Below are 20,771 nucleotides of genomic sequence, written 5' to 3'. Positions count from 1 at the left end.
GCCCCATTATAGTGTTTCCATCTTTACTTGTCAATGGCAATATGGGGAATTCTTATTTAAATTATTTTTTAACAAAAATTGTGCCGCCTGTATGCCCCGCCATCACAAAAAGAGCGCCCCCGGCAATACCGGGGGCGCCTCATGTGCTTACGCCTTATTTAATTACCTTGTTGCTGTTCTGTACGCTCCGTTTCTTCTCTTCCCAATCCTTACGCTGAGCTGCCTCGTTGTAGAGACGGACATAGCTCTCATGCCGACTGGGTGCAATTTTCCCTTCCTTAAGCGCTGCGAGAACCGCACAGCCCTTCTCTTTTACATGGGCGCAGCCGGTAAACCGGCACTGCTCCAGATAAGGCTCAAATTCTCGGAAGGTGGCCGCAAGGTCCTCCTTGCGGCAGCCCTCCATCTGTTCAGTATCAAAGGAGGAGAATCCAGGGGTATCCGCTACAATCGCTCCATTCTTCAGCCGGAACAGTTCCACGTGACGAGTGGTGTGTCTGCCCCGCCCCAGCTTGTCGCTTACCTCGCCCACCGGGAGCCCAAAGCCCGGCTCCAGCGCATTGAGAATACTTGATTTTCCTACGCCCGAGTTGCCTGTAAAGGCAGATACCTTTCCAGCTATTATCTCAGCCAGTTCGTCAATGCCATCCCCCGTCCCAGCGCTGACACGCAGCGTGGTAAAACCGGCGGAGCGATAAATCTCATAGAGAGACTGTGCGGAATCCAGATCGCACTTATTCAGGCAGATGATACTTTCGCAGCCTTTCCAGGTCGCCAGCGAGATCATGCGGTCGATAAGGAACGGGTCTGTAACCGGAACAGCGCCGGAAGCAATGATCACCATCTGGTCAATGTTGGCTACTGCCGGGCGCTGGAACTGGTTGCGGCGGGGCAGGATCTCGTCCACAGCGCCGCTGCCGTCCGGTAACGGCGTAAAACGGACCCTATCCCCCACAAGCGGGGAGATTTTTGCGTGGCGGAAGCGCCCCCTGGCCCGGCAGGCTGTCGGTGGGGCGCCGCTTCCGTCATCCACATAATAGAAGCCGCTGAGGGCTTTTAAAATGATACCTTCACTCATTTTACAAAATCAATATAGGTGGTACTCTGAAGCTGATCGTCCAGATAGACGCACACCTCTGCCTGCATGGTACCCTCCGGCGCAGTAAGCGGCGGTGTAATCACACGGAACACCGTGTCCACAGTGTCATCATATTGGGTCTGCCCATTCACGGTCACCACCACATGGACCAGGTTCCGGTCAGAGGGCAGCTCAATCCGGATGGTCTTCTGTACTGTGGGCTGAGAGGTGGAGGGAGAAGGACTGGGTGTCACGCTCTCAGTGGGCGGCGCGGTGGTCTCCCCTCCGCTCTCCGAAGGATCGGGCGACTCAGTGGCGCCAGCATTGGGATCCGGCCCCTTGCTGACGGTCAGGTTGACAATGGTCTTGGGCAGAACCTCGGTTCTGGGCTCCTTATCCTGGCTAACCACATAGCCGACAGGCTGAACGTCGTCATAGACCTCCACGGGGGTTCCCAAAATCAAATCCATCTGCTCCAGCCACTTCTTGGCCTGCTCCAGGGGCTGGCCCCGCAGGTCAATCATGGTGATGGGTTCGAGGTCGGGGCCTGTGCTCACCACCAGCGTAACCTCATCTCCCGCCTTGAGCGCAGTTCCCTCTTCAGGGCTCTGGGAGATGATATAGTCCTTTGTGACTTCCTCAGAAGCCTGCTCTTCCACCTTTACGACAATCCCCTTGCTCTCCAGCAGGGTCTTGACCTCGTCCAGCTTCTTGTTCTCATAGTGGCCCATTTTGATATCAGAGGCGCTGCCGCCGCTGACCGTCACCTTGATGGTGCGCTCGCCGGACTGAACCTGGGTACCCGAGTTAGGGCTCTGCTCGATAATCTCCCCTTCCGGGTACTCTTCACTTTCCACCGTTTTTTCGACTTCTACTGTAAAGCCATTTTCCAATACATCACTGTCATTTTGGGCTTCTTCCAGGGTCATACCCACTACCTGAGGGGTGGTGTACAGGGGAATATTCGGATTGAGCAGTGGTCCAAGGAAGGACACCCACAGGAAATATCCGATTCCGGCAAGGAAGATGATGATGGCGCCTATGGCAAGAATAACAGGAACCGGACTTCCCTTTTCCGACCGGCCGTGGCGGTCATAGTCGTCATAGTCATCCTCATAGTCCTCTTCCCGGCTCTTGCGGCGCCGTTGGGGCTCCGGTGTACCCCTTCCCTGACTGTTTCCGGCAGTCTGACGGGCCGCAGCTGCACTGCCAGCGCCGTGAAAGGTATTGTGTGTGCCCCCGGTCTTCATGACCTGAGTGGGCTCGTCGCTGCTGTTGAGCAGGTCCACATCTGCATAGTCAAAGTTGATGCTGGGGTTCTTCCGGAATTCCTCCAGGTCCACCAGCATGGCGTCAGCGGAGACATAGCGCTGATCCACGTTGGAGGCCATGGCCTTCATGGTGATCTCCTCCAGCGCCTCGGGAATATCCGGGTTGATCTCACGGGGCGAAAGCGGGATGGAGTTGATATGCTGGATGGCCACCGAGATGGGCGAGTCGCCTTCATAGGGCAGGCGGCCGGTCAGCATCTCATAGAGTACCACGCCTGCGGAGTAGATATCGCTGCGGGCGTCGATATAACTGCCCCGGGCCTGCTCAGGCGAGATATAGTGGACAGACCCCAGTGCCTCCTGGGTCAGGGTGTTCTGGGCCGCAGAGGTAAGCCGGGCAATGCCGAAGTCAGCCACCTTCACGCTGCCATCCCGCAGCACCATGATGTTATGGGGCTTGATATCCCGATGGATAATGCCCCGGCTGTGGGCGTGGGAGAGGCCCTTCATAATCTGGGTAATAAAATGCAGTGCCTCACGCCAGTTCAGCGGCTCGCCCTTCTTCTGCATGTACTGCTTGAGGGTGATGCCGTCAATCAGCTCCATGACGATATAGTCCAGGTCATCGGAGTGGGAGACGTCGTACACCGCCACGATATTGGGGTGGGACAGCATGGCGACAGCCTGGGACTCGTCGTGGAACCGGCGGCGGAACTCCGCGTCCTGAGCCAGGTCGCTCTTCAGAATTTTGATGGCGACCAGCCGGTTGAGCCGGTGGCAGCGGGCCTTATACACCACTGCCATACCGCCGGAGCCGATGCGCTCCAGGATTTCATATCGGTTATCGAGTAATTTACCTATGTATTGATCCATGGTAAATCTCCTCCTCGAGGGCCTTGTTCACATCAGGTGAGAATGGCCGGATTTTCGTGCGGCTGTATGGAAACCCAAAGGTGAGCCGCGGCGCTGCCCGTTCTGCCCGACAGCCGGCATCTGCCGCACACTGGGTACGGCGCAGTGCGTCATGCCTGAAGCAGCACTGCCGTCACATTGTCCGGCGCGCCCCGGGACATGGCGATATCCAGCAGCCGGCGGCAGCAGTCCGCTTTTTCTCCGCCGTGGATAATCTCATAGAGTATCTCCTGGTCTGTAACGATATTGGACAACCCATCTGAGCACAACAGGAGGCAGTCCCCTTCTTTCAGGTCCAGGCGGTACAAATCAGCTCTCACGTGCTCTTCCGCACCCAGAGCTCGGGTAATCAGGTTCTTACGGGGGTGCAGTCGGGCCTCCTCAGGTGTAATCCGGCCCTTCTGGACCAGATCCTCCACCACAGAGTGGTCCCGGGTCACGCGGGAAATCCCCTCCTCCGTCACCAGGTAGCATCTGCTGTCCCCGATGTTGAGGATATGAGCCCCATGCCCGGCTACCAGCACAGCCACCATGGTGGTGCCCATGCCCTGGCAGGCCGGATCGCTGCCCGCCCGTTCAAAGACCGCCCGGTTGGCCAGCTCCGCAGCCCCGGCAAGGGCCTCGTCCGGCTCCTGGGCGTCGATGCTGCCGGTGCGCAGTGCCTCCACAAAGGTATCCACCGCCAGAGTGCTGGCCACGTTCCCCGCCTTGGCGCCGCCCATCCCGTCACAGACCACCGCCAGCGCCAGACCTTCGTCCGGTACATCCAGGTAATAGGCATCCTGATTCTGATGTCTGACGGCACCACGGTCTGTGATGCCCCACGCTTTTATCATGTCGATTGCCTCTTCTCTGCGGACAGTTTTCTCTCTGCCGCCCTCCGCAAACAGGCGGCGTCTTCTCTCAGGTCCCCTGCATGGCCTTCCTGCGCAGCTGGCCGCAGGATGCGTCGATGTCCCCGCCCAGCTTGCGCCGCACCGTTACTGTGATGCCGTGCTGCTCCAGCCGCTTCTGGAATGCCTCTACCCTGCGGCTGGGCTTCAGCGGGCTCTCCTTCACCTCGTTGAGCGGGATCAGGTTCACATGTCCCGGTGTCCCCTTGAGGTGCTTGGCCAGCAGGTCAGCCTGCCAGTCCGAGTCGTTGACGCCGTCAATCATGGCGTACTCGTAGGAAATCCGCCGTCCGGTCTTTTCGAAATACCGGTGGCAGGTATCAAACAGCCGCTCCACACCCACAGCCTTGTTCACCGGCATAATGCGGGAGCGGGTCTCGTCGTCCGGCGCGTGCAGGGAGACAGACAACGTCAATTGTAACCGAAGATCGGCCAGTTTGTCAATTTTTTCGACCAAACCGCAGGTGGACAGGGAGATATGGCGCATGCCGATATTGAGTCCATCCGGATGATTTACCAGCTCCAGGAAGCGCATGACAGTGTCAAAATTGTCCAGCGGCTCGCCAATTCCCATCAGCACAATATTGGAAATAGGCACCCCGGAATCCAGCTGGGTAAAGAGCACCTGGTCCAGCATTTCAGACGGTGTCAAGTTTCTTACCTTGCCGCCAAGTGTGGACGCGCAGAAGGCGCAGCCCATGCGGCAGCCCACCTGGGAAGAGATGCATACAGTATTCCCATGGTGGTAGCGCATCAAAACAGTTTCGATGCAGTTTCCGTCTCTCAGCTTCCAGAGGTATTTTATGGTTCCATCTTGGGCTGAGACCTGTTTTCTCTCCACAACAGGTGCTGTAATATAGCAGCTGCCGCTCAGCTTTTCCCGCAGGCCCTTGGAAAGGTTGGTCATATCGTCGAAGGAGACGGCGCCCCGGTGGAGCCACTGGAACACCTGCTTGGCCCGAAAGGCCGGCTCCCCCAGCTCCCGGAAATAGTCTGCCATCTCCGCTTGATTCATGGATTTGATATCGGTCATATCTGTGTCGCTCCTTGAAGCGGTCAGTGCCGCTCAGGTGTTCCGCCTCAGCTTTGCAATAAAGAAGCCGTCGGTTCCATGGCGCTGAGGCCAGAAGGTAAACATACCGTTGTCCGCCCTTCCAAGCGGCTCCGGCAGTTGGAATTTCTCAAGTGTAAAGTCTTTATTCCTGTCAAGGAAACCGCGCACCACGTCGCCGTTTTCCCTCTCCAGGAGGGTACAGGTGGCATAGAGCAGCACGCCGCCCGGCTTCACATAGGTGGCCACGTTATCCAGAATGGCGCTCTGCACCTCCGGCAGTCCCGCCAGCGGCTCCGGGTCCTTGTAGCGGATATCCGGCTTCTTGCGGATGATACCCAGGCCGGAACAGGGCACGTCGGCAATCACCACGTCAAAGGCATTTTCAAAGGCCGGACGGTGCTTCTTTCCGTCCATCACGGCGGTCTTGATGCAGGTAAAGCCCAGCCGCTCTGCTCCGGCCTGAATCAGCTTCTCTTTGTGGGCATGGATGTCGCAGGACTGGATCTCCCCCTCGCCTTTCATCCGGATAGCAGAGGCAAAGGACTTGCCGCCGGGCGCGGCACAGGCATCCAGCACCTTCATCCCCGGCTTGGGGTCTGCCACCTCCACAGCCAGCCGGGCAGCGGGGTCCTGGATATAGAACAGTCCCTCCCTGAAGGCGGTGAGGTGCTCCAGGTTCCCCGTCCCAGACAGCACCAGGCAGTCGGGCAGCCAGGGATGGGGCTGGGCCTCCACGCCGGCCTCGGCCAGGCGCTCCAGCGTCTGCTCCATGGTAGCCCGGCAGGTATTGATCTGGGCGGTGATGGGCGGCTGGCCGTTGTCCGCCTCCAGCAGTGCCTCCGCCTCCTCGCTGCCCAGCAGAGCGGTAAATTCCCGCACCAGCCACAGGGGGTGACTGTAGCGGATGGAGAGGTACTCCTCCCTGCTGCCGCTCTCAATCACCGGCAGGCGGTCGATGTTCCGGGACACGTTCCGGAGCACCCCGTTGACCATGCCTGCGGCCCGGGGATTCTTGCAGTGCTTCTTGGTCAGCTCTACCGACTCGTTTACCGCCGCATTGTGGGGAATCTTGGTCATAAAGGCCATCTGATAGACCCCAAGGCGGAGGGCGTTGCGCACCTTGATCTCCATTTTCTCCGGCCGTGTGGTGGAGAATTTCCCGATATAGAAGTCCAGCAGCAGCCGGTTCTGGAGCACCCCGAAGCACAGCCGTGTGGCCAGCGCCGCGTCCCGGCTGTCCAGCCCGGCCTCCCGCAGTGTTTTTTTCAGAAATCCGTCGGACCAGGCCCCCTGCCGTTCACAGGCAGACAGCGCCAGCAACGCGGTCTCCCGGGCAGTTTGGTCGGTGCTTGGCATGGGTATTTCCCTCTTTCTCTCTTACGTTTCTCTCAATCAGTCCTGAGACTGGACGGCAATGGGGTGACCCCGCAGATAGTCCACCGCCTTCATCCGCTTCTTGCCAGGGGCCTGGAGCTCAGTGATACGGAGCACAGTCCCCTCGCCGCAGGCCACGTCGATGCCCTGCTTTCCGGCAGCCAGAACAGTGCCGGGCTGTGCCTGGGTCTTGTCGCCCGTCTCCTCCGTACGGTAGACCTTGATAGTCTCACCGGTCAGCTTATCCGTAGACGCCACCGGCCAGGGCAGCAGGCCCCGGACCTGGCAGTGGAGGGCGTGGGCGTTGCGGCTCCAGTCCATGGGCGAGAGCTCCTTGCCCAGCATGGGGGCCAAGGTGGCCTCCTCGCTGTTCTGAGGTGTCCGCTGGGCGATACCCGCCTCAATGGCGCTGACCGCCTGAACCAGAAGGTCGGCACCCAGAATGGACAGGCGGCGGTACAGCTCCTCAGCCGTCTCATCGGGTCCAATTTCCGTGGACTCCTGGGCAATGATATCACCTGCATCCAGCTCGGTTGCCATGTGCATGATGGTAACGCCGGACTCCGTATCACCGTTGATGACCGCCCAGTTGATGGGCGCCGCGCCCCGATACTTGGGCAGCAGCGAGGAGTGGACGTTGATGCACCCCTTGGGCGGACAGGCCAGGATGTCGTCAGGCAGGATTCTTCCGTAGGCCGCCACCACAATCAGCTCAGGCTCCAGTGCCTGAATCTGGGCCAGGGCGGTGCCGTCCCGCATCTTCACGGGCTGGAAAACCGGAATATTATGTGCAAGGGCACATTCCTTTACAGGCGTTGGCTGGAGCTTGTTCTGGTGCCGTCCCACCGGCTTATCCGGCTGGGAGAACACCCCGCAGATCTCATGCCCGGCGGCCACCAGGGCCTCCAGAGAGGGGACGGCAAATTCCGGGGTGCCCATGAAGAGAATTCTCACGCCTGCCCCTCCTGCTCCATCAGCTCCTCCAGCTCCTCGGAGGTGTAGAGCTTGTCGGTCAGCTCGGTGAAAAGGTGGCCGTCCAGGTGGTCCAGCTCATGGCAGAAGCACCGGGCGGTCAGCCCCTCGTCCTCCACCTCAAACCACTCGCCCTTCCGGTTCTGAGCCTTGACTCTGGCCTTCATGGGGCGCGTCACCCTGCCCCAGCGGCCGGGTACGGACAGGCAGCCCTCAAAGCCCACCTGTTCACCCTCAGTGGCGATGATCTCAGGGTTGACCAGCTCGATGACCTGGTTCTCGTCGTTGATAACCACCACCACCCGGCGGAGAATACCGATCTGAGGGGCAGCCAGGCCCACGCCGCCGGAGTCCCGCAGAGTCTCCACCATATCGTCCAGCAGAAGCGCCAGCTTCTCATCAAAATTGGTGACCAGGTGGGCCTTTTTATTCAGCACAGGGTCGCCTTTGGTAATAATGGTACGAAGTGCCATGGTATATTCCTCCTTAATCCATGGGGTTTACATCCGCAAACACGGATACCCCTCTCATTTCCTTGTCGTTGTGGGCGGCACAGAGCAGCGCCGCCACCAGAGTACGCAGGGTCTTTGAATTATGCCCGGATATGGTCAGCCGGTAACGGTACCGGTTGTTTACCTTGGCCACCGACGCAGGCGCCGGACCCAACAGCTGAACATCCAGGCCCTGATAGGCCGGGTCTGCAAACCAGCTCTCCAGCGTGCGGCGCAGCCGGACGCACATCCGCAGCACCCGGCTCTCCTCCGTCCCGGAGGCAGTGAGCACGAAGAGGTCCCGGAAGGGAGGGCAGCCCCGCACCCGGCGCATGGTAATCTCCTGCTGATAGAATGTGTCGTAATCCTGGGCCGCGGCGGTGGTAATGACCTCATTTTCCGGTGTAAAGGTCTGGATGATGGCCCGACCGGTCTTTTCGCCCCGGCCAGCCCGGCCCACCACCTGAGTAAGGAGAGAGAAGGTCCGCTCCCCCGCCCGGTAGTCGTCCACATACAACGAGAGGTCCGCTGAGACGACACCCACCAGGGTGACATTTTCAAAGTCCAGCCCCTTGGCCACCATCTGTGTTCCCACCAGGATGGGCACCTTCTCCTTCTCAAAGCGGGAGAGCAGCTTCTCATGGGACTGCACGGCAGACACGGTGTCCGTGTCCATCCGCATCACCTCAGTACCGGGAAACAGCGCCTCCAGCTCCTCCTGCACCTTCTGAGTTCCGGTGCCGATGAAGTGAAAGGAGCCGCCGCAGTGGGGGCAGGCGTCGGGCAGACGCTCCGAGTGGCCGCAGTAGTGGCACATCAGCCGCCCATTGGCCGAGTGATAGGTCAGATAGACCGAGCACCGGGGGCAGGACGGCACCTCACCGCACTCGCCGCAGGCGGCCATCCGGCTGTTGCCCCGGCGGTTGAGGAAAAGGATGCTCTGCTCTCCCCGCTCAAGATTGGCTTTGAGCTCCTCCCGGAGCTGCTGGCTGATATCGGAGCCGTTTCCGCCCCGCAGCTCCCGTTTCATGTCCACAATCCGCACCTGGGGCAGCGCCCTGGTGTTGTACCGGCTGCGGAGGGTGAAGAGATGATAGACTCCGGTTTTGGCCAGGTACATGCTCTCCACAGAGGGTGTGGCGGAACCCAGAAGGAGCACCGCACCGCTGCGGGCGCAGCGGAACTTGGCCACGTCACGGGCGTGGTACCGGGGGACGTTCTCCGATTTGTAGGTGTACTCCTGCTCCTCATCCAGCACGATGAGGCCCAAGTTCTGCAGGGGTGCAAACACCGCAGACCGGGTTCCGATGACCACTCTGGCCTTCCCGGCCCGCACCCGCTTCCACTCGTCGTACCGCTCCCCGGCCCGCAGGGAGCTGTGAAGCACGGCAATGGCGTCGCCGAAGTGGGAGGTGAAGATATGAAGCAGCTGAGGCGTCAGCGCAATCTCGGGCACCAGCACCATGGCGCTTCTTCCCCGCTTCAGGGTTTCCTGAATGAGGCGGATATAGACCTGGGTCTTGCCGCTTCCGGTGACGCCGTAGAGCAGGGCGGCGGCGGACTTTCCCGCCGCGCACAGCCTGTCAATGCCCTCAAAGGCCGCCGTCTGCTCCCCGTTGAGCACCACTGGAGGTGCAGGCTCCCCCTGCTCCGGCGCAGCGCGGCGGAACACCTCCCGCTTTTCCATGACGACCAGCCCGCTCTTCACGAGGGACCGCAGTGTGGCGGCCGACGCGCCGGTAAAGTAGCAAATCTCCTTGGAGGATGCCTGCCCAATGGCCGACAACAGCTCTACCACCGCATAGCGCAGGGGCGCGGTCTTACGCTTGGGGGCCGTCAGGGCCAGCGCCTCCTCCGGCGGGACGGCAAGGGACACCACCTGCTCGGTCTTGTCCCCCACACCCCGGGACGCGCTGGTCTCCAGGGTCAGGATGCCCCGCTCCGTCAGCAGCTTGATGGCCGGGTTGGGGTCTTTGGTCCCGAAGGCCCCGCGGATCTGTCCCATCTCGGCGGTTCCGCCGCAGGCGTAGGCCAGATCCAGAATCCGTCGGGCATAGTCGGACCGGCCTGCGGCTTCATAGGCCGCCTCCTTGTCCACGCCCTTGGCGATGTGGTACTGATCCTGGAGAGAGAAGTACAGTCCCGCCGGCAGCATGGCCCGGGCGGCCTCATACACGGTGCAGAAATACCGCTCCCGCATCCACAGCGCCAGCTGGATACTCTCGCTGTCCAGCACAGGGTTGTCGTCCAGCAGAGCAATTACCGCCTTCAGCTTTGCGTTCCTCTGCCCCTGGCCCAGGGCCAGAATAACGCCCTCAATCCGGCGGTTTCCCGCCCCGAAGGGCACCAGGACCCGCATGCCGGGCGCGGCGCTCTCCCGCAGCTCGTCGGGGAGCAGATAGTCGTAGGGCTTATCAATCGCAAAGGTGGCCGCACTGAGGGCTACTTTTGCCAGAATGACCTGTTCCACGCCGCTGCTCCCTCCGGTGATGATACTTGTCCAACTATCCCGCAAAAGGCAAGTGACAGGCGCTGCCGCCCTCTCACTTGCCTTCCGCAGAAACCTGTGTTCCGTTTACTCCTCGTCCGCAGCCTGGGGGGTATACTTCCCCTCGGCCACTTCCTGCAGGGCCAGAGTGACCGGCTTATCCTCCAGGGAGATGCCCTCCTCCTCTGCCTCGCTGGCAATCTGGCGGGCACGCTGGGCCACCACATTCACCAGCATGTAACGGCTGGGGACCTGGTCAAGCAGTTCGTTCATTGCGGGTTTCAGCATCATAAAGCATCGTTCCTTTCTTTGGGGCGCGTCCGCCTTCTGCGGCGGTGCGTATTATGACAGACAGCCCAAAGGCTGTTAAACTCCCTCTACCAGAGCCAGGCGGTTCCGGGTGCGGCAGTCCTCCGCCGTCAGGATGGAGATGATCTCCTCCGCAGCGGTGGACACCTTGTCGTTGACTACCAGATAGTCGTAGTTGGGAATCTGCTGGTACTCCTCCCGGGCCTTCTGGAGCCGGCCGGCAATCACGTCCTCATTGTCGGTGGCGCGGCCGTGGAGGCGGCGGGAGAGCTCCTCAAAGGAGGGCGGGATAATGAAGATCAGCACTGCCTCGGGGCACTTGCTCCGCACCTTGGCAGCGCCCTGGACCTCAATGTCCAGCAGCACGTCAATCCCGGCGGCCAGTTTGTCCTGGATGACCTTCAGAGAGGTGCCGTAGTAATTGCCTACGTACTGGGCGTATTCCAGCAGCTCGTCGGCGGCAATCATCCGCTCGAACTCCTCACGGCTGACGAAGTTGTAGTTCACGCCGTCCGCCTCGCCCACGCGGGGGCTGCGGGTGGTAAAGGAGACGGAGAAATAGATGTCCTTCCGCTCTCCCAGCAGCTCCGCAATCACCGTGCTCTTTCCAACCCCCGAAGGGCCGGAGAGCACAATCAGCTGGCCGCGGGTCTTTTTCTTTCGTATCATTCCTCGTCATCCTCCTCGGTTACCGGCTCCGGTGCGTCCTTACCGCTCAGGCGGCCCGCCACGGTCTCCGGCTGAATGGCCGAGAGGACGATATGGTCACTGTCCATAATCAGAACGGCGCGGGTTCTGCGGCCGTAAGTGGCATCAATCAGCATGCCCCTGTCTCTTGCTTCCTGGATCATGCGCTTGATGGGCGCGGATTCCGGGCTCACAATGGCGATGAGGCGTCCGGCGGAGACCATGTTGCCAAATCCGATGTTGATAAGCTTCACTGCGCTCCGCCCCCTTACTCGATGTTCTGGACCTGCTCCCGGATCTTCTCAATCTCCGCCTTGATGTCCACCACATGGCGGGCGGTCTCAATGTCGTTGCACTTGGAGCCGATGGTGTTGGCCTCCCGGTTGAACTCCTGAATCAGGAAGTCCAGCTTGCGGCCGATGGCGCCGCCCTGGTCCAGCATGTGGGAGAGCTGGTCCAGATGGCTGCGCAGGCGCACCGTCTCCTCGTCCACCGCCACCTTGTCCGCAAAAATGGCGGCCTCAGTGAGAATGCGGCTCTCATCGATCTGGGTGTTCTGAAGCACCTCTGCCATTTTGGTCTCCAGCCGGGCGCGGTAGTCCGCCACAATACCGGGCGAACGCTCCTCCACCAGAGAGGTCAGGTTTCCAATGGTAACGGCCCGGCTGCGGATGTCCTCCTCCAGCTTGCCGCCCTCGCGGGTGCGCATGGCGTCAAAGTCAGCCAGCGCCATATCCAGCACTTCGCAGATATCGGCGGCCACTGCCTCCAGATCCTCCGGGCTCTTCTCCACCAGGAACACATCCTGGAACCGGGAGAGCAGGGAGACCGAGATATCGTCCCGCAGGCCGTAAGTATCCCGCATCTGGCACAGCGCAGCGTAGTAGCCGTCCGCCACGCCCTTGTTCAGGGAGATGGACACGTCGCCGCTCTCGGACTGTCCAATGGTTACAAAGACGTCCACCTTACCCCGGGAGATGCTCTTCTGCACCCGGGCCTTGATGGCGTCTTCCGCAAATACATAAATACGGGGCAGCTTAATGGTGCAGTCGAGATAGCGGTTATTGACGGAACGGACCTCCACCGTAATGGTGCGTCCGTGGAGCGCCGCCTCACCTTTTCCATAGCCGGTCATGCTCTTCACCAAAGGGCTCGCTTCCCTTCTTTCAATTGTTTAGCAATATATTATATCAGATTTTTCCCGTTTTGAAAACCCTCTATCTCCGCCGTATTGCCTTGTCAATCCGGGCGGCATAGAACATTACAAGCTTGGAGAAGCCGTAGTCGTAGATCAGGAACACCACGTTCCCGCCCACATAGAGCACCCATAGCTGCTCAAACACAGCAGGAAGCCCGGCCAGCAGCACGTCCCGCAGCACAAACCAGCAGAAGGTCAGCACCACGTTGAAGAACGCCAGCTTGCACAGCCACTCCAGAGGGGCCTTGCGCAGCTGCTCAATCAGGCTCTTTACCATAGGGTACAGGCCGAAAAAGACCAGATAGAGCAGTACGTTTCCCTTGTCGGGCGAGAGAATCAGCCCCAGAATCCCGGCCACAGCCCAACATAAAAAGCCGGCGTGGAGACCACCTGATATTACGGCCGCGGCGTTGACCAGTCCGGCTACTGCCACAATTCCCATCCGTCCCGATGGGGAGACAGCTGCCAGCAGCAGGATCACCAGTGAGAGGGCCGCCAGAACACCTACCAGTGCCACCCGGCCGGCGCTGCCTGAATTTCGCTGTCTCATCTCAGTTGCAGCCTCCGCACAGGCACTGCATGCACATCAGCGTGGTGCAGCAGTCGCAGGCGTCCATACCCATCCCCGTATTGCCGTAGGGACGGTAGGCCTGTCCGCCCTGCTGCATCATGTTCAGGGCCTGACGGTACTCCATGTTGCCCGGATCGGCGTTGCAGGCAATCTGGTACTGCTGCCGGGCCTCGTCCAGCCAGCCCCGGCGGTAGGCGATGCAGCCGGAGAGGAAGTGCCACTCCGCATCCTGAGTGGGAGCCTCACGGAGCAGGCGCTCGGCGGCGTCAATATTGCCCACGTTGATGGCCTGCCTGACACGGCTGTACAGCGTGCTGGACGAGGAGGACTGGCGCTGCTGCTGATAGCCGTAGCCATAGCTGCTGCCGCTCTGCTGATAGGCGCTGCCGCCGTAGCTCCCGCCACCGCTGCGCATCTTGTTGATGGCATCGTAGGCCTCGTTGACTTCCTTCATCTTCTCCTCAGCCAGGTCGGCCAGAGGATTGTTCTGGTAATTGTCCGGATGATACTTCCGGGCCAGCTCGCGATATGCCTTCTTAATCTCTTCGTCGCTGGCGTTGGGGGATACCCCGAGAACGCTGTACGGATCGCTCATCTGTCACTGTCTCCTGTCATAAGTCATTGGCATTTATTTCTTTCGGGCTCCGCCCGCTCCAACGCCCAATATGGCCTGCCGCTTCATCTGCTTCCAGCAGCCGCGGAACACCAGTTCCTCCACCATGGGCATGCCCAAACAGAGAATATTGCCCAGCACCGGCTCCCAGCAGCCCCGTTTCAAAAGGGCAAAAGCCGAGAGGGCCAGATTGCGGGAGTGGAGCAGCGTGGTACGCAGATAGTCCCGCTCCTCCTCTTCCCGGCCGCCGAAGCGGGCATGAATGGGGTTGTACCGTCCTGCGGCCACATCCTCCTGCAGGTCGTCCCATGCGTCCAGCAAGTAGATCCAACGTCCCACATGGTAGAGCAGCTGCTCCAGCGCACGGTCTTCTGCCTCATTTCCCGTCTTGGGGGCCGCAGCCTGGAGAATCCGGGCAAAGGTGTCCGCCGTCCGGTCCAGCGAAGGCGTGCGCTCCTCCTCCAGCTGGTGCAGCTTCTCCAGCTGAAAGCGGACCTCCCACTCAAATTCCGGCCGGGCCGCAGCAGCCCTGCGGTAGCCCCGCCGGAGCAGCAGGGAGAGTATCCTGGCGCCCAGCCGCTCCCAGAAGCCGCCGTCCTCAATGCTGTCCCGCACCTTCCAGTAGCTGAGAATAACGCTCTCGTCCGCCGCCGCCTCCAGCCAGGGGCTGGAGACGCAGGAACATTTTTTGCGCAGAAAGAGCTTGGCGGGACAACGGCACATGCAGGTGGATGGCCGGGATTCCGGCTGAGAGAGCAGCATGGCCAGGAAGGTAAAATCGTAGTTGAGCAGCATCCGGGCTGTAAAGCCGCAGCGCTTGCCCATGACCTGGCACAGGCCGCAGTAAACTGCCTGATAATCCTCCAGCTCCCGGACCTTCAGTTCTTCCCGGCAGGGGCGAATATATCCAAACATGTCAGCTCCGCCCGCCGTTATTCTGCCAGGGTGAAGTTGACCAGGACGTCGTACTCGCCGCCCAGCACGCCTACCTCACTGCTGCCGTCAATGATGACCTGGGCCTGGACAGTCTGCCGCCCCGTGGCCAGCTGGGCCTGGGACAGGTCCACTACAATCCGCAGCTGAGACTGGAAGAGGGCGTTCACCGCGTCCTCAGGGCCGCGGACAGTCACCAGGCGGGACTCGGTCACCAGCTCGGCGTTATACCCATCCGGCTTGTTGATCATCTGAATGTTGTCTACGGTAAACTCACGGGTTGTCAGCCTGGTGTCGTCAATGGTGACCGTCACATCTACCGAGCTGATTCCGCTCTCGTTGGTAAAGTCCTCATTGAGTACCACCGGGAAGTTGAAGGTCTCCTGAGTATACACCTTGGAGAGGTCAATTTCACCCAGGACAATCTTGTCATAGGCCTCCAGCTCATCCTCCGGGCCAGAGATGGTGAGATACATGACCGTCTCCTGGTTGACACCGTAAGTGACATCCACATCATCCTCCGTGGCGCCGCCGCCGGGGATGATGTCAACGGTCACCGGGATCTGCTTGGTCTTGACAATGGGATACTCCACATGGACGGTGTCCACATTGGATGTCACATTCAGGTCTGTCAGCTCCGTGCCGTCCGCACTCACATATACAAAGGGCAAATCGCCCTCGTAGCTCTCGCTCATGTCCTCAATGGTGAGTACCACCTTCGCGTAGGCTACCTGGTTTACCAGCTCCTGCTGGCCGCTGATATTGATGGTACCGGGCGTAATGGTGGGCTTGCCTGCCATATAGTCCTCAGCATAGCTTCCCTTGAACTCCAGCCGGACAGGAATCTCCTTGCTCTCCAGCTCGGAGACGGTGAACTCCACATAGAGCTCAGACACATCGTTGTTTACTGTCACGTCCAGCTGGTTGACGTTGATGGGATAGCTGGGCTTTACCAGCAGACGGTAGTTACCCGGCTCGGAGATCTGAGACACATCCACGCTCAGGGTGATATTCTCCCGGCTCAGCTTGGAGAATACGTCCGACTTTGCCTCCAGACTCAGCGTCATGGTCTGGTCCGCGCCCTCCGCAATGATCAGATTGCGGGCCGCCAGGATTTCCGTCCCGGTAAAGGTGACAGGAATATTGGAAATGGAGCGCTCTATTGTGGGGTTTGCCTCCTTCACCACGTAAATCCACAGGACAGAGGCCATCAGAAGTGAGATAACGACGTAGAGCCACTTACTGTCCTTTATTTTTTTCCACATCGGTCTTCTCACCTCTTCTTGACTTAAAGATGATGTTGATGGGGTTGAATTTGGGCTTATCATTTTCATCGCTCTGAGGCAGAAGCTCGTTGCGCAGCAGGCGCTCCAGCGTCTCAGGCGCCAGATGGCGCTTCAGCATGCCGCCCACAGCCACGGAGATGGAGCCCGTCTCCTCCGAGACGATGGCCACCACTGCGTCCGAATGTTCACTGGCGCCGATACCGGCCCGATGGCGCATGCCCAAGTCGCGGGAGAGGTTCACATTTCCCGACAGCGGCAGCATACAGCCTGCGCCCACAATCCGGCCGCCCCGCACGATGACGGCACCGTCATGGAGAGGCGCCTTGTTCCAGAAAATATTCTTCAGCAGCTCGGCATTGACCACACAGTCCAGCGCCGTTCCGGTTTTTATGGCGTCATCCAGCTGGTTTTTCCGCTCAAAGACCATCAGGGCACCAGTCTTGGTCTTGGAGAGGTCCGTATAGGCCCGCACTGTCTGGGTGATGGCATTCTCCAGCTCGCCGGGCGCCTCCTCCCGGACAAACACGCTGCCGATGCTGCTGCGGCCCATCTGCTCCAGAAAGCGCCGTATTTCAGGCTGGAACAGGATGACCAGGGCCAGAACGCCCCACTCCAGCACCCTGCCCATCACATAGCTGAGCATCCGGAGATTAAACGCACTGACCAGCACAAAAGCCACTATGACAAGGAGGACACCCTTCATAACCTGACCGGAGCTGGTGCGGCGGACAATCATCAGCAGCTTATAGAAGATAAGCGCCATGATCAGGATATCCAAAATATCCGCTACACCAATGGCAGGAAAGCTCATAAAGGCCTCCTGAATCCACTGTATAATCTGTTCCATTCTTCCCTTCACCTGCACTTCTGCTGTCCGGGCGCTCATTTACAGGCCGTCTGGACCCATTGTTCTCATACTCTGCCTATTTTAAAGATTATACTTTATCACTGGGAAAATGGCAATACAGCAGAGATGAATTTTCTATAAATTCCCGCGGCCCCCTGAAACGGAAATTTTTGCTTTTCTGCAGCATGTGAAAACCCGCTATGCTTTGCAGCCCAAAGCATAGCGGGTTTTTTACCTGCTCTTTCCCTTCCCCGCTCCTGCGGCGATACATCCCACAGCGCGGACAAAGCGTTCGGTTTCACAGAGGCTGTTGAAGGCGGAAAAACTGGCTCGGATTGTACCATTTTCCAATGTGCCTGCCGACTGGTGTGCAAGTGGTGCGCAGTGCAATCCCGCACGGACTGCGATTCCCATCTCCCCCAGCGCGGCGCCGGCCTCCTCACAGTCCATTCCGGCAATCCGGAAGGACAGGACCCCCGCCTGGCGCGTCCCCTCTCCCGCGGCATACACGGTCACGCCGGGGATTCTGCTCAGTGCCCTGGCTGCTCGCCGTACAAGCGCTTCCTCATGGGTAAAAATTCTGTCGATGCCCACTCTGGACACATACCGGAGCCCCTCCAGCAGACCGGCAATGCCCGCTATGTTATGGGTCCCGGCTTCCAGCCGGTCAGGCAGAAAGTCCGGCATCTCCTGGAGCGCCGAAAGGCTCCCGGTTCCGCCCTCCAGCAGCGGCTGAGTCTCCGCGCCGCACAGAAGCAGTCCTGTCCCCTGGGGCCCGTACAGTCCCTTGTGTCCCGGCATGGCGATAAAAGCGGCCCCCAGTTCATCCATACACACTCTCAGGCAGCCGGCCGACTGGGACGCATCCAGAATAAAGGGGACGCCCCGCTCCCTGCACAGGGCGGCAATCCGGTCCACCGGGAGAATATAACCGAACACATTGGAAACATGAGTGCAGATCACCGCCCCCACCTCTCCGGTCAGCTGCTCCTCAAATTGCCGGAACAGCTGGTCCGGGCAGAACAGCGGACCGGTGGCCACTTTAATCTGTACATCTCGCATACAGTGGAGGGGGCGGGTCACCGCGTTGTGCTCATAGCCGGAGATGAGCACCGTATCGCCCGGACGGACCAGGGATTTGATGGCCAGATTGAGCCCGTGGGTGGCGTTCATGGTGAACACCACCTGTTCCGGATTTTCCACTCCGAACAATTCTGCGGCAGCCTGACGGCAGGCGAAGGCCGTGTCCGCTGCCAGCGCCGCCGGCCGGTGGCTCCCCCGCCCCGGACTGGCCATGTGGCCCATAGCATAGGCCGCCGCCCGGGCCACGGACGGCGGCTTCTGCATGGTAGTGGCGGCGCTGTCCAGATATATCATAACAGCCGCACCTCTTTATAGCTCCCATCAGCAGCCTGGATGAACACCCGCTTGGGTGTGAGCCCCACCCGTCCCAGAATCGCCAGCGCGTCCGCCAGGTTCCGCTCCGCCACCTTTACCGCGTGGCTGCATCCCTCGCCGGAAATGCTTCTGGGTGAGCGCAGAATATGAGCGGTTATACCAGCCCGCTCCAACGCCTGGGCCGTCCGCTGGGCATAGGTCAGCGAGCGGCAGATAATCAGGTAGTATACCATCAAAAATGACCATTCCTTTCCTGCGTGTTTCTCAATGGCCACAGCCGTCTGAGAGGAATGTCATCGTTCCGTACGCTCCTGCTCTGCCCCCGCCGGGCGCGGCGGTGCAAAACGCTCCTCTCGCCCCCAGTATATGCCGCCCGGCAGACCTCCGCCACGGGCTGTTCTCATAAAAAGAGGCGCCGCCTACCGGCAGCGCCTCTTGACAGACTTAATTCTCTTCCAGAAGGACAACCGCATGGGCGGCAATCCCGTCCCCACTGCCGGTAAAGCCCAGTCCTTCCTCGGTGGTGGCCTTTACATTGACCCGGTCTTCCAGGACATCCATATGCCGGGCCAGAAGCGTCCGCATGGCGGGGATATACCCTGCCAGCTTGGGGCGCTGGGCCAGAATGGTCATATCCGCGTTTCCAAGCCGGAACCCCCGCTCCTTCAGCCGCTCCATCACCCGGTCCAGCAGCACCAGGCTGGAAATGCCCTCATAGGCCGGGTCATTGTCGGGGAACAGCTTTCCAATGTCCCCCAGCGCCGCAGCGCCCAGAAGCGCATCCATCAGCGCATGGGTCAGCACGTCGGCGTCCGAGTGCCCCAGCAGGCCCCGCTCCCAGGGGATCTCCACCCCACCCAGAATCAGCTTTCGCTCCGGCACCAGACGGTGTACATCATATCCGTGTCCAATCCGCAATTCTGCTCGCTCCCTTTCCTGCGTCCAGCTACATATCCCGGCTCCGCAGGATGGCCTCTGCCACCAGCAGATCCGTGGGTGTTGTAATCTTTATGTTCTCATAAGAACCTGCCGTCAGGCTCACCTTCATGCCAATCCGCTCCACAGCGCCGCAGTCATCGGTGATGGGCGCGCTGTCCTCCACGGCCTTGCGCAGCGCCCCTAGCAGCATATCGCCGTCAAACACCTGGGGGGTCTGGATGGCAAAGAGCTGCGTCCGGTCGGGCGTCTCCACCACCATACCGTCCATAGCCCGCTTGACGGTATCCTTTACCGGAACCGCCGGAGCGGCAGCGCCGCACTCCGCGGCCTTTCGGATGGCCTCGTCAATTACCTCCACCGTCACCAGCGGACGTGCGCCGTCATGGACCGCAATCAGCTCCGCCCGGCCGCTCACCTCTTCCACGCCGGCCAGCACGGAGTCCGCCCTGGTGGCGCCGCCAATCAGCACCTTTGTCACCTTGTCCAGCGCGCAGTCCCGGCAGAGCTGTCCCACCGGTACAATCAAATCCTCCCGGGTGACCACCACAATCTCCTGAATATACTCCGAGGCGCTCAGCGCTCGCAGCGTATGTACCAGCACAGGGATATCGTCCAGAGGCAGCAGAATCTTGTCCTGTCCCTCCATCCTTCGGGAGGAACCCGCCGCAGGCACAACCGCTGCACACCGCGGCCCCCGGGGCTCCCGTTTTCTCTTCAGTCGTTTGAGCAGTCCCACGTCTTTTCTCCCTTCCGGGGCACGCGGCCCCTTGCTTGTTCCCGGCACGGCGCCTGGACACCGCGCAAAAAAGCATAACCTCCTCCCGGCCTTTGACGCCCCCGCGTCAGCCGAGGGGAAGTTATGCTTCCGGCATCTGCGGATATCACCACCGCAGCGTTATGCTTTTCTTTACTCCCAGTTTATTAGGCCATGGCGCCGTTTATACGCGCCTCTACGTCCTCATAGCTGGCATTCTGAGAGAGTACAATTTCGGAGATCAGAATCTGCTTGGCGGAGTGCAGCATCTTGCGCTCCCCGGTAGAGAGCCCCCGGTCCTCATCGCGGCGCATCAGCCCCTTGACCACCCGGGCCACCTCCAGCAGATCCCCGCTCTTCAGACGCATCATGTTTTCCCGGTAGCGGCGGTTCCAGTTCTGGGTCATATCCACCTCAATGTCAGGTATGGCGGCGAGAATTCTGTCCGCCTCATCCCGCTGGCAGACGGGACGCACGCCGATCTCCTCGCTGTTCTCCGTGGGAACCATGACCAGCATTCCGCCCACGGGCAGCTTGAGAATATAGTACTCCCGCACCACACCGTTTACCTTCTTGCGGACAATGCTGTCTACGATACCTGCGCCGTGCATTGGATGGACAATTTTGTCGCCTACCTGAAACATGTTGCACCTCCAGTTACCGTTCATACCTCCACTGCGCCTTATGTGTTCTATTATAGTCA

The 20,771-nt window shown here is 60.1% G+C and carries 22 protein-coding genes; all 22 read right to left on the bottom strand.

Going from position 1 to position 20,771, the window contains the following annotated elements; translation table 11 throughout:
• Positions 1 to 154: 154 nt before the first annotated feature.
• Positions 155 to 1,078 (bottom strand): ribosome small subunit-dependent GTPase A, encoded by a 924-nt coding sequence (rsgA, locus tag ACOX7T_RS00330; RefSeq protein ID WP_433438761.1) that lies wholly within the window; start codon positions 1,076 to 1,078, stop codon positions 155 to 157.
• Complete coding sequence (gene pknB / locus ACOX7T_RS00325; protein WP_433438759.1) at positions 1,075 to 3,222, bottom strand: Stk1 family PASTA domain-containing Ser/Thr kinase; 2,148 nt, start codon at positions 3,220 to 3,222, stop codon at positions 1,075 to 1,077. Before pknB ends, rsgA begins: the two co-directional genes overlap by 4 nt.
• 149 nt (positions 3,223 to 3,371) lie before the next feature.
• Complete coding sequence (locus ACOX7T_RS00320; protein WP_433438757.1) at positions 3,372 to 4,097, bottom strand: Stp1/IreP family PP2C-type Ser/Thr phosphatase; 726 nt, start codon at positions 4,095 to 4,097, stop codon at positions 3,372 to 3,374.
• 67 nt (positions 4,098 to 4,164) lie between these two features.
• On the bottom strand, positions 4,165 to 5,187 hold the full coding sequence (gene rlmN, locus ACOX7T_RS00315; protein WP_433438755.1) for a 23S rRNA (adenine(2503)-C(2))-methyltransferase RlmN: 1,023 nt from the start codon (positions 5,185 to 5,187) through the stop codon (positions 4,165 to 4,167).
• Between the two features lie 33 nt (positions 5,188 to 5,220).
• Positions 5,221 to 6,564, bottom strand: coding sequence for a 16S rRNA (cytosine(967)-C(5))-methyltransferase RsmB (gene rsmB, locus ACOX7T_RS00310; RefSeq protein ID WP_433438753.1), 1,344 nt, complete (start codon positions 6,562 to 6,564; stop codon positions 5,221 to 5,223).
• Positions 6,565 to 6,600: 36 nt separating this feature from the next.
• Positions 6,601 to 7,536, bottom strand: a complete 936-nt coding sequence (fmt, locus tag ACOX7T_RS00305; RefSeq protein ID WP_433438751.1) for a methionyl-tRNA formyltransferase — start codon at positions 7,534 to 7,536, stop codon at positions 6,601 to 6,603.
• Positions 7,533 to 8,027 (bottom strand): peptide deformylase, encoded by a 495-nt coding sequence (gene def / locus ACOX7T_RS00300; RefSeq protein ID WP_433438749.1) that lies wholly within the window; start codon positions 8,025 to 8,027, stop codon positions 7,533 to 7,535. Before def ends, fmt begins: the two co-directional genes overlap by 4 nt.
• A gap of 13 nt (positions 8,028 to 8,040) precedes the next feature.
• Positions 8,041 to 10,515, bottom strand: a complete 2,475-nt coding sequence (gene priA / locus ACOX7T_RS00295) for a primosomal protein N' (RefSeq protein WP_433438747.1) — start codon at positions 10,513 to 10,515, stop codon at positions 8,041 to 8,043.
• A gap of 105 nt (positions 10,516 to 10,620) precedes the next feature.
• Positions 10,621 to 10,824 (bottom strand): DNA-directed RNA polymerase subunit omega, encoded by a 204-nt coding sequence (rpoZ, locus tag ACOX7T_RS00290; RefSeq protein WP_433438745.1) that lies wholly within the window; start codon positions 10,822 to 10,824, stop codon positions 10,621 to 10,623.
• A gap of 75 nt (positions 10,825 to 10,899) precedes the next feature.
• Positions 10,900 to 11,511: a guanylate kinase gene (gmk, locus tag ACOX7T_RS00285; protein ID WP_433438743.1), complete on the bottom strand. Its 612-nt coding sequence runs from the start codon at positions 11,509 to 11,511 to the stop codon at positions 10,900 to 10,902.
• The gene (gene remA / locus ACOX7T_RS00280; protein ID WP_006572496.1) at positions 11,508 to 11,783 is read right to left on the bottom strand and encodes an extracellular matrix/biofilm regulator RemA; all 276 of its coding nucleotides are present in this window, start codon (positions 11,781 to 11,783) and stop codon (positions 11,508 to 11,510) included. Before remA ends, gmk begins: the two co-directional genes overlap by 4 nt.
• Positions 11,784 to 11,797: 14 nt before the next feature.
• Complete coding sequence (locus tag ACOX7T_RS00275) at positions 11,798 to 12,664, bottom strand: YicC/YloC family endoribonuclease (RefSeq protein WP_433439564.1); 867 nt, start codon at positions 12,662 to 12,664, stop codon at positions 11,798 to 11,800.
• Positions 12,665 to 12,746: 82 nt separating this feature from the next.
• Positions 12,747 to 13,277 carry a hypothetical protein gene (locus ACOX7T_RS00270; RefSeq protein ID WP_433438740.1) on the bottom strand — a complete coding sequence of 177 codons (531 nt, stop codon included), beginning with the start codon at positions 13,275 to 13,277 and terminating at the stop codon, positions 12,747 to 12,749.
• A gap of 1 nt (position 13,278) precedes the next feature.
• The gene (locus ACOX7T_RS00265) at positions 13,279 to 13,893 is read right to left on the bottom strand and encodes a DnaJ domain-containing protein (protein WP_433438738.1); all 615 of its coding nucleotides are present in this window, start codon (positions 13,891 to 13,893) and stop codon (positions 13,279 to 13,281) included.
• Between the two features lie 33 nt (positions 13,894 to 13,926).
• The gene (locus ACOX7T_RS00260) at positions 13,927 to 14,826 is read right to left on the bottom strand and encodes a DUF5685 family protein (protein WP_433438736.1); all 900 of its coding nucleotides are present in this window, start codon (positions 14,824 to 14,826) and stop codon (positions 13,927 to 13,929) included.
• A 17-nt stretch (positions 14,827 to 14,843) separates the two neighbouring features.
• Complete coding sequence (locus ACOX7T_RS00255) at positions 14,844 to 16,109, bottom strand: CdaR family protein (protein WP_433438734.1); 1,266 nt, start codon at positions 16,107 to 16,109, stop codon at positions 14,844 to 14,846.
• A complete protein-coding gene (gene cdaA / locus ACOX7T_RS00250) occupies positions 16,084 to 16,977 on the bottom strand; it encodes a diadenylate cyclase CdaA (RefSeq protein ID WP_433438732.1) in 894 nt (297 codons plus the stop codon). Before cdaA ends, ACOX7T_RS00255 begins: the two co-directional genes overlap by 26 nt.
• Before the next feature lie 231 nt (positions 16,978 to 17,208).
• Entirely contained in the window at positions 17,209 to 18,354 is a 1,146-nt protein-coding gene (locus ACOX7T_RS00245) for an aminotransferase class V-fold PLP-dependent enzyme (protein ID WP_433438730.1), read from the bottom strand.
• Positions 18,351 to 18,608 carry a DUF3343 domain-containing protein gene (locus tag ACOX7T_RS00240; RefSeq protein WP_433439562.1) on the bottom strand — a complete coding sequence of 86 codons (258 nt, stop codon included), beginning with the start codon at positions 18,606 to 18,608 and terminating at the stop codon, positions 18,351 to 18,353. The genes ACOX7T_RS00245 and ACOX7T_RS00240 overlap by 4 nt, the downstream gene beginning before the upstream one ends.
• Positions 18,609 to 18,819: 211 nt before the next feature.
• Positions 18,820 to 19,293: a 2-C-methyl-D-erythritol 2,4-cyclodiphosphate synthase gene (ispF, locus tag ACOX7T_RS00235; protein ID WP_433438728.1), complete on the bottom strand. Its 474-nt coding sequence runs from the start codon at positions 19,291 to 19,293 to the stop codon at positions 18,820 to 18,822.
• A gap of 28 nt (positions 19,294 to 19,321) precedes the next feature.
• The gene (gene ispD, locus ACOX7T_RS00230) at positions 19,322 to 19,960 is read right to left on the bottom strand and encodes a 2-C-methyl-D-erythritol 4-phosphate cytidylyltransferase (protein ID WP_433438726.1); all 639 of its coding nucleotides are present in this window, start codon (positions 19,958 to 19,960) and stop codon (positions 19,322 to 19,324) included.
• Between the two features lie 275 nt (positions 19,961 to 20,235).
• Complete coding sequence (locus ACOX7T_RS00225; protein ID WP_433438724.1) at positions 20,236 to 20,712, bottom strand: CarD family transcriptional regulator; 477 nt, start codon at positions 20,710 to 20,712, stop codon at positions 20,236 to 20,238.
• Positions 20,713 to 20,771 lie beyond the last annotated feature (59 nt).

The sequence above is a fragment of the Pseudoflavonifractor sp. genome (genome assembly GCF_050943825.1).
Taxonomy (GTDB): Bacteria; Bacillota; Clostridia; order Oscillospirales; family Oscillospiraceae; genus Pseudoflavonifractor.
Note: the sequence above shows the minus strand (reverse complement) of the source record. Positions and strands in the feature narration are given on the sequence as shown.

Excerpts from the sequence above, each read along its gene's own strand:
- pknB (WP_433438759.1), bottom strand. The coding sequence starts at position 3,222 with ATGGATCAATACATAGGTAAATTACTCGATAACCGATATGAAATCCTG.
- cdaA (WP_433438732.1), bottom strand. The coding sequence starts at position 16,977 with ATGGAACAGATTATACAGTGGATTCAGGAGGCCTTTATGAGCTTTCCT.
- ACOX7T_RS00275 (WP_433439564.1), bottom strand. The coding sequence starts at position 12,664 with ATGACCGGCTATGGAAAAGGTGAGGCGGCGCTCCACGGACGCACCATT.
- ispD (WP_433438726.1), bottom strand. The coding sequence starts at position 19,960 with ATGGAGGGACAGGACAAGATTCTGCTGCCTCTGGACGATATCCCTGTG.
- rsgA (WP_433438761.1), bottom strand. The coding sequence starts at position 1,078 with ATGAGTGAAGGTATCATTTTAAAAGCCCTCAGCGGCTTCTATTATGTG.
- rsmB (WP_433438753.1), bottom strand. The coding sequence starts at position 6,564 with ATGCCAAGCACCGACCAAACTGCCCGGGAGACCGCGTTGCTGGCGCTG.
- ACOX7T_RS00255 (WP_433438734.1), bottom strand. The coding sequence starts at position 16,109 with ATGTGGAAAAAAATAAAGGACAGTAAGTGGCTCTACGTCGTTATCTCA.
- ACOX7T_RS00270 (WP_433438740.1), bottom strand. The coding sequence starts at position 13,277 with ATGAGACAGCGAAATTCAGGCAGCGCCGGCCGGGTGGCACTGGTAGGT.
- def (WP_433438749.1), bottom strand. The coding sequence starts at position 8,027 with ATGGCACTTCGTACCATTATTACCAAAGGCGACCCTGTGCTGAATAAA.
- ACOX7T_RS00260 (WP_433438736.1), bottom strand. The coding sequence starts at position 14,826 with ATGTTTGGATATATTCGCCCCTGCCGGGAAGAACTGAAGGTCCGGGAG.
- ACOX7T_RS00240 (WP_433439562.1), bottom strand. The coding sequence starts at position 18,608 with ATGGTATACTACCTGATTATCTGCCGCTCGCTGACCTATGCCCAGCGG.
- rpoZ (WP_433438745.1), bottom strand. The coding sequence starts at position 10,824 with ATGATGCTGAAACCCGCAATGAACGAACTGCTTGACCAGGTCCCCAGC.
- gmk (WP_433438743.1), bottom strand. The coding sequence starts at position 11,511 with ATGATACGAAAGAAAAAGACCCGCGGCCAGCTGATTGTGCTCTCCGGC.
- ACOX7T_RS00245 (WP_433438730.1), bottom strand. The coding sequence starts at position 18,354 with ATGATATATCTGGACAGCGCCGCCACTACCATGCAGAAGCCGCCGTCC.
- ACOX7T_RS00265 (WP_433438738.1), bottom strand. The coding sequence starts at position 13,893 with ATGAGCGATCCGTACAGCGTTCTCGGGGTATCCCCCAACGCCAGCGAC.
- ACOX7T_RS00225 (WP_433438724.1), bottom strand. The coding sequence starts at position 20,712 with ATGTTTCAGGTAGGCGACAAAATTGTCCATCCAATGCACGGCGCAGGT.
- ACOX7T_RS00320 (WP_433438757.1), bottom strand. The coding sequence starts at position 4,097 with ATGATAAAAGCGTGGGGCATCACAGACCGTGGTGCCGTCAGACATCAG.
- rlmN (WP_433438755.1), bottom strand. The coding sequence starts at position 5,187 with ATGACCGATATCAAATCCATGAATCAAGCGGAGATGGCAGACTATTTC.